Here is a 17,116-nt window from a genome sequence, read left to right as displayed (position 1 = left end):
TGTTACATGTGGATACACCACTGAGAGGATCTTCGGCATCGGGCAGTGCAGACTATTACTCAAGGACAAGCGGTCCGAAAACTGTATCGATCATGCTAGGAGATCCATCATGGGAAAGACATTGATAATCACACTTATCGTATTGGTAACGCTGTTGATCAGCGGTGTGGCAATCGCCCGCTTTAAAGGTTATTGCGCAGGCCCCGAGGGACGCATCAGTTGGATGACTGAGCGGATCGGCAAGCAGCTCGACCTCGACGATTCTCAGCACCACCAGCTTACAGCACTTAAAGATCAGATAGTGTTGAGTGTAAATGAGCTAAGAAGAGATAGGTCAAGCTATGTTGACCAGGCTATCGATCTGCTTGAAAGCCCTGATTTCGACCGTGAACAAGCCCGCACCCTGCTGATGCAGAAGCAGGCCCAATTGGCCAGCCTCAGCTCGGATGTCATAGATGCCTTTGCCGATTTCAGTGATAATCTCAATCAAGGCCAACGAGATAAACTACAATCGATGATCAGACATCATCGCGAACATCGCCATTGCAAGTTTGCCTGTGACGATGGTGAGCAATTGAGTATTGGAAATAGTGATGCCCCGCATCTTACTGATTGACGATGACCAGGCCCTGGCTGCACCGCTGAAAGAGTATTTCTCCCGTTACGATTTGACTCTGGAAGCGGTGACGCACCCTTCTGAAGGCCTGAAGCGCATCGAAAATACAAATCCGGACCTGGTGATTCTAGACATCATGTTGCCGGAAATGGACGGCTTTGAGGTGTGCCGTACCATTAGGAAACAGAGCAGTCTGCCAATTCTCATGCTCACCGCTCGGGGTGAGGTGATGGATCGGGTGGTCGGCCTGGAACTCGGAGCCGATGATTATCTGGCAAAACCATTCGAGCCCAGGGAGTTGGTGGCGAGGATACAGAACATCCTCAAACGCAGCCGCTCACAACCAGACACCCGGCAGGAGATCATCCTGGGCAAATTAAGACTCGACCTGGAACGACAGGATGCCTTCGTCGAGGAGCAAAGCCTCAATCTCACAACCCTCGAATACCGCTTACTGGCCCTACTGGCGCAGCATCCCGGTCGCGCCTACAGTCGAGATGAGATTCTGGCTGCAGTAAAAGGTATCGAGGCCGATCTCTATACCCGCTCTGTCGACATCCTGGTGAGTCGTCTGCGTCAAAAGCTAAAACCCCTTGATTACATCAAGACAGTCTGGGGTACGGGATATCGCCTGGTAGGCCCTGCAACATGACCAGACGGCATAGCCTCAGCGGTCGCCTGATCATACTGTTTATCGGTATCAGTATTCTGATCGCACTCACGGTGCGAACCGGCTTCCGCTACGGTATCCAAGGGGAGTTTCGATCCCTCGCCGAACCCCACCTGACTGAATATATCGAACATTTATTGGAAGAGATCGGTTCTCCCCCCGATACCCTGGCAGCAGAAAGATTGGCGCAACGGTTGCAAATCAATATTCAGATCCATACCAAACAACTGACATGGTCCAATCGGGGCGAAATCCTGGATACCCGGCGGCTGAGATTCCATGCCCACCGACTCAGCAATGGACGTCCTATCGAGTTCAATCATGATGAGCATCGATACTTGCTTCGCCTCAGGGACAAGGATAGCACTATCCTGCTGTTGACCCGGGATCGTCTGGATAGTGGCGCACTGGCGCTTGTCATTGGCGCCACAATTGTTACCGTTTTGCTGATCATTGCCCTCACTTACCATCTGGTGAAGCGTCTGTTTCATCCTATCCAGGATATACGCCAGAGTGTTGCCCGATTCGGCTCCGGTGAACTGGACCACCGCATCACTATCCGACGCCGGGACGAATTGGGAGAATTGGCAAACAGCATCAATACCATGGCTGACGAGATCGAGGCGATGATGGAGGCCAAGCGTCAGTTGCTATTGGCCATCAGCCATGAGTTGCGCTCTCCCCTGACCCGTGCGCGCCTGAATGCCGAACTGATGCAGGTCAGTGAGCCCCGCGACCGAATAATTGCGGACCTGCAGTTACTGGAACAGGAATTGGCGGAGTTGCTGGAGACGGAACGCCTCGGAAACCGGCACGCGAAACTCGATCTGCAACCGGTCGACCCGGGGCTGCTCATAGATTCAGTGATTCAACAGCACTTCTCCACGGCAGCCATCAACTGTGAACATGAGAATGACAACCTTCCCATCGAGTTGGATGCGGTGCGCATTCGGCTGCTGATAAAAAACCTGCTGGAGAATGGTTTGAGACATACACCTGAGTCCGCACCCCCCGTCCAGATCAGCAGCCGCATAACAGAGCGGGAATGGCGTGTCGGCGTAAAGGATCATGGTGAAGGCATCCCAGGTGAGCATCTGCCCCACCTCACGGAACCCTTCTACCGGGTTGACAAGGCGCGTCAGCGCGAGACCGGGGGATATGGTCTGGGACTTTATCTCTGTCGGGTCATCGTCGAGGCGCATCGGGGAGACCTGACAATTCAGAGCCAACCGGGAGAAGGCACCCAGGTCAACTTTTCACTGCCAACTTATAAAGATTAGTCCGCAAATGAACGCAAATGGTTATCTTGCGTAGGGTGCGGCTTGCCGCACCAATCTATAAGTATCAGTATGGTACTTGTCTATGCGGATGGTTAAACGGTGCGGCAAGCCGCACCCTACGTATTGAAATAATATTCGCGGGTAGCTACCTATTGAAGTCCATACGATAGACCTTGCCATGTTGTTTGTGTTGATACATCTTTTGATCGGCTGCCTTCAACAGCTTGTCCATATCATCCCCATCATCGGGATAGAGTGCCGAACCGACGCTAGCCCGCAATTCTAGTCGATGACCCTCCACATAGACATCACCTCTAAGGTTCGATAACAGATGATCGAACATCTGTTTAAATCCGCCACTGTCTCTGATTTCATCGGCCAAGACGATGAACTCGTCACCACCGATGCGGGCGACCGTATCATATGCGCGGGTACTGGCTTGCAGGCGTTTAGCCACCTCAAGCAAGAGTCCATCGCCTACCTTATGTCCAAACTGGTCATTGATCCCTTTAAATCCATCCAGATCGATATAGAAAACACCAACCTTGGTTGCTTTGCGCTGATTGCGAGCCAGGATATTTTCAAACCTGTCCTCCAGCAGCCGCCGGTTCGGCAGTCCGGTCAGATGGTCATGTAGAGCCAACAGTTTATTGATCAGGCGCGCCCGCAACAGGGCCGCGATCAGGATCCCGACCAGCAGGGCCGCCAACCACCCGGTGAGCCGCATTGTCCAATACCAGATCTTGTTCACCTGCCATCCGCCAACCGGCCGAGCTCCGATCTGCCAAGATCCGTTTGGAAGAATCACCGGTTGCAGCACAGAGTCCTGTTCAAACAATGCCCGATCACCAAAGATCAATTCACCCTCCTCACCAAGCGAATCACTGCCACGCAAGGCATACTGAATACCATCCTTTTCCACTGCGGCACCAGCCGCAGTGAACAGTGTAGGGATATCGATGACAATAGAGGCCAGCCCCCAGTAGGCAGGTTTATGATCTGCCAGATGTCCACCCAACCCACTGCGTGTATAGATCGGTGTGCGGGCAATAAAGGCCTCCCCCCCCTGAACCAGCGTTACCGGGCCGGCAACAGTGGTGCCACCCATCTCGATGGCGCGCTTGATCGCAGGCCATTGCTCAGGAATTTTTTCATACTCCAAACCCAGGGCGGCCTCGTTCCCAGCCAAAGGAAAAAGGTGAGTGATGATATTATCTCGGGCAAGACCGATATTACGTATATTACGGCCGACAGAGATGATTTCGCTGGCCAACAGATCGAAGGTATTGCCCTCCAGATCCGGATTGATTGCCACATAGGCGATCAATCCTCTGGTAAGGTGGAGCGTGGAATTGATTTCACTTTCCAGACCCGCACGCATCATTGCCAGTCTGTTAACCACTTCGATCCGCTGATGTTCCAGCTGATTCAGACGCATCAATTCCACAATCACTTCGCCAGCGGTGATGACGATTAAAAAAGTAATCACACCACCCACGATATGACCGCGTAAAATAGTCTTTAACAGCTTCATCAACCGCATACTTGAGATTCCGCTCATGTAAAATGCAAATCTATATAACCAAACCTGCCCATCCAGTCACTTTATGCAGCTTGTTTGGCGTCAGACGCCATGGGTTTCACCCCGGCAATGAGATACCCGTGACCTTTTTATACAGGGAAACCGCATAAGAATCGGTCATACCGGAGACAAAATCGGTCAATCTTAAAAGCCGCGTGTAATCATCTTTTGCGGGCATGGCCTGTGGACCGATGAACTGTTCCGGTATCAGCCGGATCATCATCTGGCTGCGTGGACTGGCACGTTCTCCATGGGCTGCCACGTCATCGATGATAGGGATGAAACGCTCCAGCAGTTCGCTGATCACCTGGAATCCCGCAGTCTCGATTTCAATCACCTCCGGGGCGATATAGATCTTTTCATGGGCGACCTCAATCAGACGATCCATCTCCCTACGATGGGGAATCTGACTCATTAACGGCTGATCAAACTGACCTGCAAGGATCGCCTGTTCATAATCGAGAAAACAGCTCAGAATCTCGTTAATCGCCTGGCTGATCACCTTGGCGCGTAAAAACTCGATCTTCTCTTTAGTGCCAGTGATACGCTTCAATCGATTGTGTCGTGCGGGTGAATCAGGCAACACCGCACTGAACAGCTCCATCGCCTCCTGGAAGCTCAGATGCCCCAGGCGATAGCCATCCTCTATATCGATGACCCGATAACAGATATCGTCAGCCGCCTCCACCAGGAAGGCCAGAGGATGTCGATGCCAGATGGCCAATACCGGATCCCGCCGCAACAATCCCACGGTCTCGGCCACCTCACGGAAGAGTGCCTGATCCTCCGCCGTGAAACCGGGCTTTTTCGCACTAACTCCCTGGAAGCGTCCGTTTCCGATATAGGATTCCCGGGGATACTTGGTGAATGCGGCAAGTGTAGCGCAAGTCAGTTGCAAGCCACCGGCATTATCCCTGTTCTGGAGACGGGTCAAGACACGAAAGCCCTGCGAATTGCCTTCAAAGTTGAGGAAGTCCTCACGCTGGCTGCCTTGTAATACGGCAACACGCTGTTTGCCGTATTCGCCGGTTTCCGCCCAGTGACGAATGGCATCTTCGCCGGAGTGGCCGAAAGGAGGATTACCGATATCGTGGGCCAGACAGGCAGCGGCGCAGATATCACCAAAATCGGAGGCTTCATTCTGCTGCAGCTGGTGACGGGCGATGATCTGCTCTCCAACCAGGGTCCCCAGGGAGCGGCCGACGCTGGAAGACTCCAGGCTGTGGGTCAAACGCGTGCGGACATAATCGACTTTAGAGAGGGGAAATATCTGTGTCTTATCCTGCATACGCCTGAATGCGGAGGAGAAAACGATCCTGTCCAGGTCACGCTGAAAATCCGTACGGGAAGTGCTGGCTACTGAGTGATCACTCGAACCGAGGCGCTTATGCGAGAGTAATTGAGACCAGTTCATTGACATGGGGCCATTCTAACCCAGTGACCGCCTGGAAACAGCCTTTGAAAGCAAGATCTAAAGCGGAGTCAGTCCGCAAATGAACGCGAATGGTTATCTTACATAGGAATTAAGCGAAGGTGTTTTATTGCTCATTCCCATGCCAGTCGATTATTGAGTAGGGTGGGGCCCTACCTCACCTTTACAGTCCGATTCCCAGGCAATTTGGTGGGGCAAGGCCCCACCCTACAAGCTACTCGCGACTATTACCTCAATATGTAGGGTGCGGCTTGCCGCACCGTTTAACCATCCGGATCCACAAGTACCATACTGATGCTTATAGATTAGTGCGGCAAGCCGTACCCTACGCAAGACAACCATTTGCGTTTATTCGCGTTCATTTGCGGACTGAAAATCATACCCGGGCATTTCGGCTGAATCAGCATAGGCTAAGGCCGGGTCGGGTCACTCACCAGGGTATCATCGATACGCTCACGAAAGCCTATAGCCAGAAGACCGGCAACCGCAATCAGCAACGCCCCCATGATGAACTGTCCGGTCAAGGTCTCCTGCCAGAAGAGATAGCCATACCCGGCACCGAACAATACGGAGGTGTAGGTCATGGGACTCACCCTGGCCGCCGATGCAATCGCATAGCCACGGGTCAGCATCAACTGACCGAGGGTGCCCAAGAGACCGATCAAGGCCAACCAACCCCATTCAGCCGATGTGGGCTGCTGCCAACTCCAGAACATGGGAATTGATGAGATAATTGTACTCAACAGGGCGAAATAGAACACCACCCGTATGGAGGGTTCACTGCGCCCGAGACGTCTTAATGTCACCTTTGCCAGCGAGGCCAGACAGCCTCCCAACAGGCCGACCAAGGCAATAGAACTGAACTCCCCCTGGGGATTGAGAACCAGAACCACACCGATAAAACCTATGCCTATGGCCAGCAGTATCGTTTGACGTAAGGGTTCGCTGAGCCAGAACCAGGCGATCAGGGGCATAAACAGGGGTGATGTCATTTTCAACAACATACCGTCAGCCAGTGGCAGATTGGCCAGGGCATAGAAAAAACAGTACATCGCCGAAACACCGGCTACCGAACGCAACATGTGCAGATGAAAGATCTCGGTGCGTAAACTGACCCAGCCGTTACTCCAGACCAATGGCATCAACAAGGCTAGTCCGAACAGATTGCGCATGAATACAGCCATATCACTAGGTAAGGTTTGGGTCACAAACTTTACCGTTGCACCCATCGAGGCAAACATCAGCTCCGACAACAGGATGAACAGAGCACCCAATAGGAGATTCTGCTTATACAGCATGCCTGAACCCTTCACTGAGCTGTATATAACCTATTTCAACCATTGAGTACCCTGAATCTTTTCATTACCACTGTATCTGCATAGCTGTCCAATAGCCGTTATTCACTGATTCAGGAGAACCCGGACAGTGTCAGGTCATAAATGTTGACAGACCAAATTATCGCAATACCTGATCACTCTATGGCAGAATTGACCAATCTAACAGATTACGCGGGGAAAAGTTCACATGCTCTCAATACGTCATTACACGCTTTTTGCTCTAATAGTGATTATTTCCGGCTGCTCCAGCGTCTACTACGACACCATGGAGAAGGTCGGGATTCACAAGCGGGACATTATGGTCGACCGGGTGGAATCCGCGCGTGATGCCCAGGCTGAGGCCCAAGAGCAGTTTCAATCTGCGCTGGATCAATTCGCCTCTGTTATCAATCTGGAAGAGAGCGATCTGAAACGGGCCTACGACAGTCTGAATCACGAGTTTGAAGCCAGTGAATCTGCCGCCGCGGAGGTTTCTGAGCGCATCAGCAAGGTGGAGTCTGTCGCCGAGGATCTGTTTGAGGAGTGGCAGGAGGAGTTGGACCTGTATGAGAACAAGAGCCTGAAGGCGACCAGCGCCAAGAAACTCACCCAGACCAAGCGGCGCTACAAATCCATGCTCAGCTCGATGAAAAAGGCGGAAAAGAGCATGCAGCCGGTGCTCAACACCTTTCGTGATAATGTACTGTTCCTGAAGCACAACCTGAATGCCCAGGCGATCGGCTCTCTGCGTGGTGAATTCGGCAACCTCAAGGCGGACATCAATAACCTGATCAATCGCATGAACCAATCCATCAAGCAGTCCGACGAATTCATACGTGGTATGCAGAACTCCTAGGGCCTGTTAACACTAATCCAATGTACTCTGTTGTGCCTGAAAAAGCGCCAATCAAGGCGCACCCCAAGGGCACTTCCTATGGGCGCGAGGAGAGAAGTTTGGTCACTCCAAATGAACGACGAGCAACGCTGAGTGGCGCTTTTTCAGGCGCACCCCAAGGGCACTTCCTTCGGGGCGCAACCCGAAGGGCTGGGGCTGTTTTTGCGCCCAGCGGCGTTATCATTCGCTCATGTAGCCGGGCTACACCACGCTCATTCTGCCTTGCTGGGCGCAAAAACAGTCCCAGCAGAGTGCACCCCAAGGGCACTTCCTGCGGGGCGCATTGGATTAGTGTTAACAGGCCCTAAGGCATGTTGAAGGCCCAGAACCTTACCCTCAACAGCGCGCATCATGCGTTCGCATTACTCTTTCTGCTAGCCATTGGCCTCGGTTATCAATATCTCTACAGTAGTGTCGACAGCAGTTTATTGATGATTCTGGCCGCCATTCTGGGCGGTTATCTGGCCCTGAATATCGGTGCCAATGATGCTGGCAACAATATTGGACCCCTGGTGGGTTCCGCGGTGATCAGCCTGACCGCAGCCATGTTGTTCGCCGCGCTGTTTGAAGCCGCCGGCGCATTTCTTGCGGGCGGCGAGGTAATCAGCACCATCAAACGAGGCATAGTCGATACCCATCAGTTCAGTGACGCGGAAACCATTACCCATGCCATGTTTTCCGCCATGTTGGCCACGGCAATTTGGCTGAATATCGCCACCCTCACGGGCACCCCCGTCTCCACCACACATACCATCGTCGGTGGCGTTCTCGGCGCGGGAATAACCGTTGGCGGGCTGAGTGTCGTCAACTGGCATACCCTGACGACTATTACCATCGGCTGGTTTTTCTCCCCCGTACTGGGGGGTGTCATCGCCGCACTCCTGCTCTATCTTATCAAGCGCACTATCACCTATCAGGAGAAGATGTCACAGGCCGCGGGAAGGGTACTGCCTCTGCTGGTGGGTTTTATGGCCTGGAGTTTCGCCACCTATCTGATGATCAAAGGGGTAAAAGTGAGTTGGCGGGTCGATTTTCTGACTGCCTTGATGTGCGGCTTTGCCATCGGTCTGGGTGTCTACATGGTGACAAAACCCACCATCCTGCAGCGTACCGCCCTGCTTCCCAATACCAAATCAGCCGTCAATAGACTGTTCAATATCCCCCTCATATTCGCTGCCGGGCTGCTCAGTTTCGCCCATGGCTCAAATGATGTGGCGAATGCCATTGGCCCAGTGATCGCAATCAATGAGGCGCTGCTTGTCAACGGTGAGTCCGCACCCGCAAACATCACCATGTGGGGATTATTGATTGGAGCAATCGGTATCCCCCTAGGCTTGGTTCTGTATGGCAAGCGCCTTATCAAGACAGTCGGTAGCGAGATCACTGAACTCGATCAGGTAAGGGCATTCTGCATTGTCATGTCAGTCACCATTACCGTGCTGCTGGCGAGCCAGTTCGGCCTCCCGGTCAGTAGTACCCATACTGCAGTTGGCGCAATATTCGGTATCGGATTCTTACGCGAAATATTGAAGACAAATTATGCCATTCTCCTGGAGACCCTGAGGCGTCAACACCAATACCGGGACCAGACCATGGTCGAATCCTTTATCAGTCAATTTGACAACGCAAGCTTTAACGATAAAGGGCACCTATTGACAGAGCTGAATAGATCGGACAGCCGCTTAAGGCTCAGCACCAAGGAACGAACATCACTACAAAAACTCTACCGACAGGAAATCGTCAAACGCTCCACCTTTGTACGCATCATTCTGGCTTGGGTTGTCACTGTTCCTGTAGCGGCCGCTTTGGCCTCTTTGATCTACCTATTGATTGCTTGAATGATTTTTACTCCAGTTTGCTCTCAGATCTCTAGTGTTTTAGTTGGTCACTACGAGTTTGGTAACACCATTCCCATATTAATACTTCATTAAGATCAAAAATCCCATAAAACTCATTAATTTGTAAAAATGTGCCAGACATAGTAAAAGTCCGGTGTAGTGGCGGAATCGTTAACAGCCAAAAGGAATTATGTATCTAAACTGCAGTTTTAGAGCCAAGGCGTTATTTTTGCATTCATGGCTATATATCGGTCAACGCAATTCGTCTAGTACCTATCCATTGGATCCGCCTGACAAGGCTCGGCTTTTCACCAATTCACCTTATGGCGCTTCGCAATCAATCCATTTGAACAGGCGTGAGACAAGCACTGTCCAAGATGCGATACGGCACTGGCACAGATGCTATAGCCTGGCTCAACTCTCATATGAATAGCAGCCAACACCTACGAGTCAGTCTCGATATGCTGGCTCACAGCCACGTGCTTGCAACTGTATTCATTACCTTGGCGATAATTCTAAACCTATTGATTTTTGCATATTGGCAATTCAGTCTGGAACCTCGATTGACTGCCCAAACCAATGCGATCGCTGAAGCACAGGCAGGTATTTTGGCAAGATTTTTAAGTAATGAAACAGAGTCCAGTACACAAAAATTAGAGCAGGCAATGGATTCGATAATGCTGTTGCGCGATCCCACAACGCAGACACCGATAGTGCAGCGCCTAGAGGTCAGCATTAACAGTGCAACTGTAACTAAGGGAACCGATACGCTCGACTTAGCCCGTGGATTATCATACTGCGAGAACTGCTTGATATCGGAAATCCCCTTGCTGAATGAACAGACAGGTGATGCTGTTGGCAGCGCACGAATCCATCTGAATAGGAACTTTCTCACGGTACTGAAAAATGATTTTCGGGAAATACTATGGTGGTCCGGTGCTATCGTTACATTGATTGTGTTATTTGCCTGGTTATTGATTGAAAATTTCCTGCGTAAGCTGCGCACCAACGAATCTAATCTGCAATCCATAATAGATGGTGTAGCTGATCCACTGTATGTCTACTCCACGGATAGGTCACTGGTGTTGCAAAATCAAGCCGCACATAAACTTACCCTCTCCAATCATGGTATGGAGGAGCAAGCGTTCGAGAAATATATCAATCCCTCGGCACGCTTGGTTCGCGATGTAATCAGGACAAACCGACCAGTAAAAAGCATCCATAACATACCTCAGAAAAGCGACAAACCCCTACGTATGGAACTTCAGGCAAGTCCGTTATCGGATGGCAATGATCGCAACACAGGTATTGTCGTTACCTATAGGGACCTCACTGAACATCTTGAACTGCTGGATGAATTGCGCAGCAATAAACAACAACTGCAGCAACTTGCCGAAAAAGATACCCTGACACAATTACCCAACAGGTTCATGTTTAATCGCCTGTTGGATCAAGCAGTCTCACGGGCAGCAAGAAATCATTCCATGCTCGCCCTGCTCTTTCTCGACCTGGATCGATTCAAAGAAGTGAACGACAGTCTTGGTCATGACGCGGGGGATACACTGCTCGAAGTGGTTGCCAGGCGCCTGCTCAAGGCTGTCCGTAAGGGTGATGTAGTCTCGCGCATCAGTGGGGATGAGTTCGTGATCCTGCTGGCGGATATCAGGCGCCCTGATGATGCCACCTTCGTGGCAGAACACATCATAGAGTCAGTTCACCAGATGGTAATCATCCAGGGTAAACGCCTCCACCCATCCGTCAGCATCGGCATCAGTCTTTTTCCCAATGACGGCAAGACAAGCAAACTACTGCTGCAGAGTGCCGATACAGCTATGTATCGGGCAAAAAGGCAAACCCATAACAGTTATCAACTATACGATCCCAGCATGACGCTGCTGATTCAAGAACGGATGAATACGATCGCAGCCCTGCAGAGCGCGGTCAATGATGACGACTTCCTATTGTTGTACCAACCTCAATATGAACTGCATTCAAGAAAATTGATCGGTGTGGAAGCCCTGCTACGCTGGAATAAGGAGGGCCGTGAACTGGTGTCACCAATCCACTTTTTAGAGTTGGCCGATGATGTGGGTTTGGCTTTCCCCATCGGTCAGTGGGTACTGCACAACGTCTGCAGCCAAATTCAATCATGGCGCAGCATGGGCCTGACCCCGCCACCAATGGCAGTAAATATTTCTGCTAGTGAATTATTGCATAAGGATTTTGTTGACTCGATTCAACATATCCTCAAAGAGACAAACTGCCAGGGAGAGTGGCTGACTATCGAAATCACTGAAAGTCTCTATACCGATCAAATCGAAAGCGCTGCTGAGATACTACAACAGATCAAGGAACTGGGAATCGCCATTGCTATCGATGATTTCGGTATCGAGCACTCTTCTCTGGCGCGATTGAAGCAGCTGCCAATCGACAGATTGAAACTGGATAGGATATTTTTACAAAACATTACCACAGACGAAGCCAATCAGGCGATTATTCAAACCGTCCAGGACTTGGGCCATCGCCTGGGAATCGAAGTGATAGCGGAAGGCGTGGAAACCGCCGAGCAGGAAACTTATCTGATTCTTTCAGACTATCGCATGGCGCAGGGTTACCGCTATGGAAGGCCGATGACAGCGGATAAGTGTGCAAAGCGACTCCACTGAATAGCGGCACCAGGCTCACCCGCTTTGATTTTGTCCAACGACTCCATCCTGAACCGCGGATAGTGTATCAGGTGGTGGCATCCGCTTCACGATACCATCAGGCACCTCGCCTCTCCCCGCCTGATAGATAGACCCCGACTCCAGTACAAAGCAGATCATGACTGTTATAAGCGCCGGAACAACCGCAACCCGCGATATGGCCACCATCATGATATCGCCTTTGGAATCGCCGCTGGTGGCGAGCATTGCCATACCCAAGATGAGTGCACTGATGAGATAACCAATAATCAAGATACGGGTACGATTGGCGGAGAGGCGCCAGTGTGCAGCAACGAACCAGTCTCCGGATGCAGTTTCAGCACCGGCACGAAACCAGATAAAACCGATGACAGAGAGCGACAGCAGCAGCGGAATCAAAAACCCCATAAATCCGATATCCAGCACGATTGCCGCAGGTGCGGCAATCAGGTGACATCCCACCAGATTTATCATCGACAACTCATGGGGTGTCTTGGCCCGCTTGCGAACCGACTCATCTACGTCGAAAATCATTGTATGCTCTCTCCCAGGCATGCGATCGATCTGTGATCGAATATGACACGATTAACCGAGGTTGGCGTTGATATTACGCAAACCGAATAGGGGCGGTAAATAATAAAACCATGACTATTGACACCAAGCTACTGTGTGAATTGCTCGTTGCGAGCGCACGCTCGGAACTGATACCGCGATTCGACAGCTGTGAACGCCAAGTCAAGGCAGATGGGAGCCTCGTCACCCAAGCGGACCTGGCGATACAGCAACGCATAATGATCGAATTAAAGCACCACTACCCACAGATTCCACTATTGGGTGAGGAGATGTCATATGAGCATCAAATGGCAATCATAAATAACGGAAATCAGGGTTTTTGGTGTCTTGATCCTTTGGATGGCACCGCAAACTTTGTATCCGGCATGCCCTGCTTTGCCGTCTCCCTGGCCTATATGATAAATGGCGAGGCAGTGATCGGCATTATCTACGACCCTGTCAGAGATGAGCTCTTCCACGCCGAAAAGGGGTCTGGGGCCTGGTTGAATCAACAGCGGTTGAGCATCAACTGTCGTCTCGATCAACTGCAAGAGTGCGTTGCCATGGTCGATTTCAAGCGCCTCGATCCCCCCCTGGCGACCCGCCTGGCAACCGCCCCACCCTACCGCTCCCAACGCAGTATCGGCAGTGTGGCCCTCGACTGGTGCTGGCTGGCGGCGGGCCGACTCCAGCTCTATCTCCACGGTGGCGCCAGGCTGTGGGACTATGCCGCGGGCACGCTCATCTTTAGCGAAGCCGGTGGCCGCTTCACTCTGAGCGATAAAACCGCCACACAGCCAGATTCGTCTCGCCTCGGACTGGAACCAAAGATGGCAGTCGGCGCGGCCAACCAAAGGCTGTTTGAAGCCTGGCACTCCTGGCTGCAAGGTTTGGGTTGACCTGAGCGCGAAAAACCTTAAACTATCGCGCTCTCAACTACGGAGCGGTAGTTCAGTTGGTTAGAATACCGGCCTGTCACGCCGGGGGTCGCGGGTTCGAGTCCCGTCCGCTCCGCCATTTTTTTTTTAGATCAAGATCCCACCCGCCAGACTGGCGACAGATCCAGCCTCCAGCATCCCAGCCCTCGCTAATGCCTGAACTAGGGCCTGTTAACAGACCCTAGTATTCTAAATCACATTTCAGGAACTATATTCGCGTGCCAAATCAGCTTTCCTGATCTTACGGACTGATCAGAGGGGGATATAACTCAGATGAGAGCTTTCCCATCAGATCCCCGGTGTCGAATGAACAATGTCATTTTTTAGTGGCATTTGTGCAGCACACACAACTCACTGGCTGAGTGAATAATAAAACAGACAAAATATGAAGCACTACTCAATTTCCAGGACAACAACAACCTATTCTTAGCGCCAACAAGCAAACAACAACACGATTCCTGGTTGCCCTGGCAACCACTGCAGAATCCACTGAGCAACGAGAAATGGAAGTGTCGAAAACTGTCTCATCAATCCTACCTGTCCTATTATCCCTTGTCCTGTCCGGATGTTTGGATGAAAACACAGCACCGGTTGCAACTGACGATAGCACCACCCTGGAACAGGGTAGAAGTACGGTCATCGATGTATTGCAGAATGATCGGGATAAGGATCACGATCCATTAGTAATAGTGACCGAAACCGCTCCTTCACACGGAACCATAACCGTCCAAGATGATGGCCTGATCGTCTATCAGCATGATGGCTCGACCGCTACAACTGACAGTTTCACCTATCTTACCTATGATGGTGCTTCCTACTCAGCCCCTGCCCAGGTGGATCTCACCATATTGATTCCACCCTATGTCAATGAGGACCAGGCACCCGTTGCTGTGGATGACCAAGCCAGTGTGGAACTGGGCGGCTCTGTAACACTCCACCTGCTGAATAATGATTCTGCTGGTGAGGGTTCTGTACTCAGAATCGAATCCCTAGGCAACCCCAGGCATGGGGATGTGACGTTGCAGGCCGACGGCAGGGTCACCTATCGTCACGACGGTTCTGCTACAACCTCAGACAGTTTCAGCTATATCATCAGCGATGGGAATTCCCTGTCGGCAAGCGCAAATGTCACTATTACAATAACGTCGGTCAACCGCCCCCCCAGATTTACCCAATCCGGTAACAATGCCCAACTACCCATTGATACACTCTATGCATTGACCGTACAAGCTGAGGATCCCGATGGGGATGAGTTGAGATATTCTGTCTCGCAACTTCCCTATTGGTTACATTTCTCGGCTGATACACAGACCCTGTCCGGACAACCCTCTTGGGCTGAGCTGGGAAATTCATACCCGCTGACAATCACAGCCACCGATGGTGAGTTGAGTATCGAAAACCGCTTTGTCCTCACCGTCGTGGAGCAGCGGCCAGTGACAGATAACATGGCTCACCGCCTATTGACACAAGCCACCTACGGGCCAACCCGGGAAGATATCGAACGGGTCAAGCAAATGGGTGTGGTTGGCTGGATCGATAGTCAACTCTCCATGAGATCCGCATACTCCAGTGCTGGCGATGGCTGGCTGAGCCACCTGCAACGCACCCGCCAGATCGCCCTGCGGGCGGAACCCGATAACGATTGGCTCACCAACGGTGTTTTCAACCAGTCAACCGCAGACCGAACAACCTTGGACTACCAGATGGCCGCATGGTGGGAGAATGCCCTGGGATCATCCAACCAGAGTAACGAGATCGGTTCCGATCAACTGCGTCAGCGTGTCGCCTATGCACTGAGCCAGCTGCTGGTCACCTCGGATAGCGTACCGGTTCTGGCATCCCGTGGCGAAGCCCTGGCCGCCTACTATGACCTGTTGGTGCAGCACGCATTCGGCAACTACCGGAGATTGCTGGGAGAGGTTGCACGAAGTCCCGCCATGGGCGTCTACCTCTCGCACCAGGGCAACCGCAAGGCAGACCTCGCAACCGGTGCCCGACCCGACGAGAATTTCGCCCGGGAAGTGATCCAGCTATTCTCCGTCGGGCTGTATGAATTGAACCTGGATGGCAGTCCGAACCGGGATGGTGACAGCAACAGCTATCCCGATCCCGGTAACGATCTGGTACCCACCTATACGCAAAACGATATAGAAGAGCTGGCCAAGGTGATGACGGGCTGGGACCTGGCGAGAAACAGCAGGTTTGGGAGATTGAACAGTAGAGATGGCGACTACACGCAACCCATGGTGTTTCATTCGGAACACCATGAAGACGAGGCTGCCGCGGGGGGCGACGGCTCTGTCACGCTACTGGGGCAGACCTTCGCCCTCAATGCAGGCAGCGACCAGAGCGGTCTCGACAGGGCACTGGATGTTCTGTTCAGCCATCCGAATGTCGCCCCCTATGTGAGCAGGCATCTGATCCAGCGACTCGTCAGTTCCAATCCATCCTCCGCCTATCTGGCGCGGGTGGCGCAGGTCTTCAACAACAACGGCAACGGTGTAAAGGGTGACCTGAGAGCGGTGGTGCGGGCCATACTCCTCGACCCGGAAGCCCGGGACGATCGTCATCTGATCGATCCGTCCTATGGCAAGGCAAAGGAGCCAATGCTGGCGTATACCCAGCTGCTTCGGGCTGTCCACACCACACCCTTGAACGGCTGGAACAGTCAAGGCGGTGTGGCGATGAACGGCGTGTATTGGATCAGGGCACCGCAAAGACGTTTGGGGCAGGGTCCTCTCCGCTCCCCTTCAGTGTTCAACTTTTACAGCCCGGACCACATTCCGAGAGACAACCGCTTTGTGGCGCATAACCTGGTGGCGCCGGAGCTGCAGATACAGACAGATCAGATGTTGATCGAATACAACAACCTGATCTACAGCACCCTGCACAGGTTTGAAAAAAATTATGTCCTCCACTTGGCAGGAGAGACCCTGGCCGAGTACGGCAGCTCGTTCTACACCTATTCAGAAAAGATATTGTTGACCAATTTCGACACCGAGTTGGCCATTTTCGAGCAGGCCCTGGAGGGTGACAGCAACCGGGACTTCGCATCGATCAATGACAGATCCACGGATAGCCAGGGTGATACGCCCAAGGCGAATGCCGTTGACGCCCTACTCGATCATCTCGACCTATTACTGCTGGGCGGGCAGATGTCATCTGACTACAGGTCCGCACTCAAGCACTATCTGCTGGAAAGTGCCGGCACCAACCACCGTAATTCATTCACCGAGGCCCGCGCTCTGATTCGTGATGCCATCACCATGATTGTCACCTCCAGCAGCTACATGATTCAAAAATAAACCAGGAT

12 protein-coding genes and 1 tRNA gene are annotated in these 17,116 nt (G+C 52.1%); 9 read left to right on the top strand and 4 right to left on the bottom strand.

Annotated elements, in window-relative coordinates; genetic code table 11:
* Positions 1–109 precede the first annotated feature (109 nt).
* From R2K28_RS07490 to R2K28_RS07480, 3 genes are read left to right on the top strand one after another with little or no spacing between them, the layout of a single operon-like run.
* On the top strand, positions 110–616 hold the full coding sequence (locus R2K28_RS07490; protein ID WP_316368862.1) for a Spy/CpxP family protein refolding chaperone: 507 nt from the start codon (positions 110–112) through the stop codon (positions 614–616).
* Positions 594–1,268 (top strand): response regulator transcription factor, encoded by a 675-nt coding sequence (locus R2K28_RS07485; RefSeq protein ID WP_316368860.1) that lies wholly within the window; start codon positions 594–596, stop codon positions 1,266–1,268. The genes R2K28_RS07490 and R2K28_RS07485 overlap by 23 nt, the downstream gene beginning before the upstream one ends.
* Positions 1,265–2,566: a sensor histidine kinase gene (locus tag R2K28_RS07480; protein ID WP_316368858.1), complete on the top strand. Its 1,302-nt coding sequence runs from the start codon at positions 1,265–1,267 to the stop codon at positions 2,564–2,566. Before R2K28_RS07485 ends, R2K28_RS07480 begins: the two co-directional genes overlap by 4 nt.
* A gap of 145 nt (positions 2,567–2,711) precedes the next feature.
* Here R2K28_RS07480 and R2K28_RS07475 read toward each other — a convergent pair whose 3' ends face one another.
* The 3 genes from R2K28_RS07475 to R2K28_RS07465 form a co-directional block, all read right to left on the bottom strand.
* The gene (locus R2K28_RS07475; protein WP_316368856.1) at positions 2,712–4,100 is read right to left on the bottom strand and encodes a diguanylate cyclase domain-containing protein; all 1,389 of its coding nucleotides are present in this window, start codon (positions 4,098–4,100) and stop codon (positions 2,712–2,714) included.
* Between the two features lie 106 nt (positions 4,101–4,206).
* Positions 4,207–5,568: a deoxyguanosinetriphosphate triphosphohydrolase gene (locus R2K28_RS07470; RefSeq protein ID WP_316368854.1), complete on the bottom strand. Its 1,362-nt coding sequence runs from the start codon at positions 5,566–5,568 to the stop codon at positions 4,207–4,209.
* A gap of 422 nt (positions 5,569–5,990) precedes the next feature.
* Positions 5,991–6,878: a DMT family transporter gene (locus tag R2K28_RS07465; RefSeq protein WP_316368852.1), complete on the bottom strand. Its 888-nt coding sequence runs from the start codon at positions 6,876–6,878 to the stop codon at positions 5,991–5,993.
* A gap of 226 nt (positions 6,879–7,104) precedes the next feature.
* Between R2K28_RS07465 and R2K28_RS07460 the strand changes: the two genes are divergently transcribed.
* The 3 genes from R2K28_RS07460 to R2K28_RS07450 all read left to right on the top strand — a co-directional run bounded on the left by R2K28_RS07460 (position 7,105) and on the right by R2K28_RS07450 (position 12,295).
* Positions 7,105–7,752 carry a DUF2959 domain-containing protein gene (locus tag R2K28_RS07460; RefSeq protein ID WP_316368850.1) on the top strand — a complete coding sequence of 216 codons (648 nt, stop codon included), beginning with the start codon at positions 7,105–7,107 and terminating at the stop codon, positions 7,750–7,752.
* Positions 7,753–8,102: 350 nt separating this feature from the next.
* On the top strand, positions 8,103–9,629 hold the full coding sequence (locus R2K28_RS07455) for an inorganic phosphate transporter (protein ID WP_316368848.1): 1,527 nt from the start codon (positions 8,103–8,105) through the stop codon (positions 9,627–9,629).
* Positions 9,630–10,456: 827 nt separating this feature from the next.
* Complete coding sequence (locus tag R2K28_RS07450) at positions 10,457–12,295, top strand: sensor domain-containing protein (RefSeq protein ID WP_316368846.1); 1,839 nt, start codon at positions 10,457–10,459, stop codon at positions 12,293–12,295.
* Positions 12,296–12,310: 15 nt separating this feature from the next.
* Here R2K28_RS07450 and R2K28_RS07445 read toward each other — a convergent pair whose 3' ends face one another.
* Positions 12,311–12,847 (bottom strand): hypothetical protein, encoded by a 537-nt coding sequence (locus R2K28_RS07445; protein ID WP_316368844.1) that lies wholly within the window; start codon positions 12,845–12,847, stop codon positions 12,311–12,313.
* A 110-nt stretch (positions 12,848–12,957) separates the two neighbouring features.
* Here R2K28_RS07445 and R2K28_RS07440 point away from each other — a divergent pair, with 110 nt between their 5' ends.
* The 3 genes from R2K28_RS07440 (at position 12,958) to R2K28_RS07430 (ending at position 17,108) form a co-directional block, all read left to right on the top strand.
* Entirely contained in the window at positions 12,958–13,764 is an 807-nt protein-coding gene (locus R2K28_RS07440) for an inositol monophosphatase family protein (protein ID WP_316368842.1), read from the top strand.
* A 41-nt stretch (positions 13,765–13,805) separates the two neighbouring features.
* A tRNA-Asp gene (locus tag R2K28_RS07435) sits at positions 13,806–13,882 on the top strand.
* 490 nt (positions 13,883–14,372) lie between these two features.
* Positions 14,373–17,108 carry a DUF1800 family protein gene (locus R2K28_RS07430; protein ID WP_316368840.1) on the top strand — a complete coding sequence of 912 codons (2,736 nt, stop codon included), beginning with the start codon at positions 14,373–14,375 and terminating at the stop codon, positions 17,106–17,108.
* The last annotated feature ends 8 nt before the right edge of the window (positions 17,109–17,116 follow it).

The sequence above is a fragment of the Candidatus Thiodiazotropha sp. CDECU1 genome (genome assembly GCF_963455295.1).
In the GTDB taxonomy this organism is placed as follows: Bacteria; Pseudomonadota; Gammaproteobacteria; order Chromatiales; family Chromatiaceae; genus Thiodiazotropha.
Note: the sequence above shows the minus strand (reverse complement) of the source record. Positions and strands in the feature narration are given on the sequence as shown.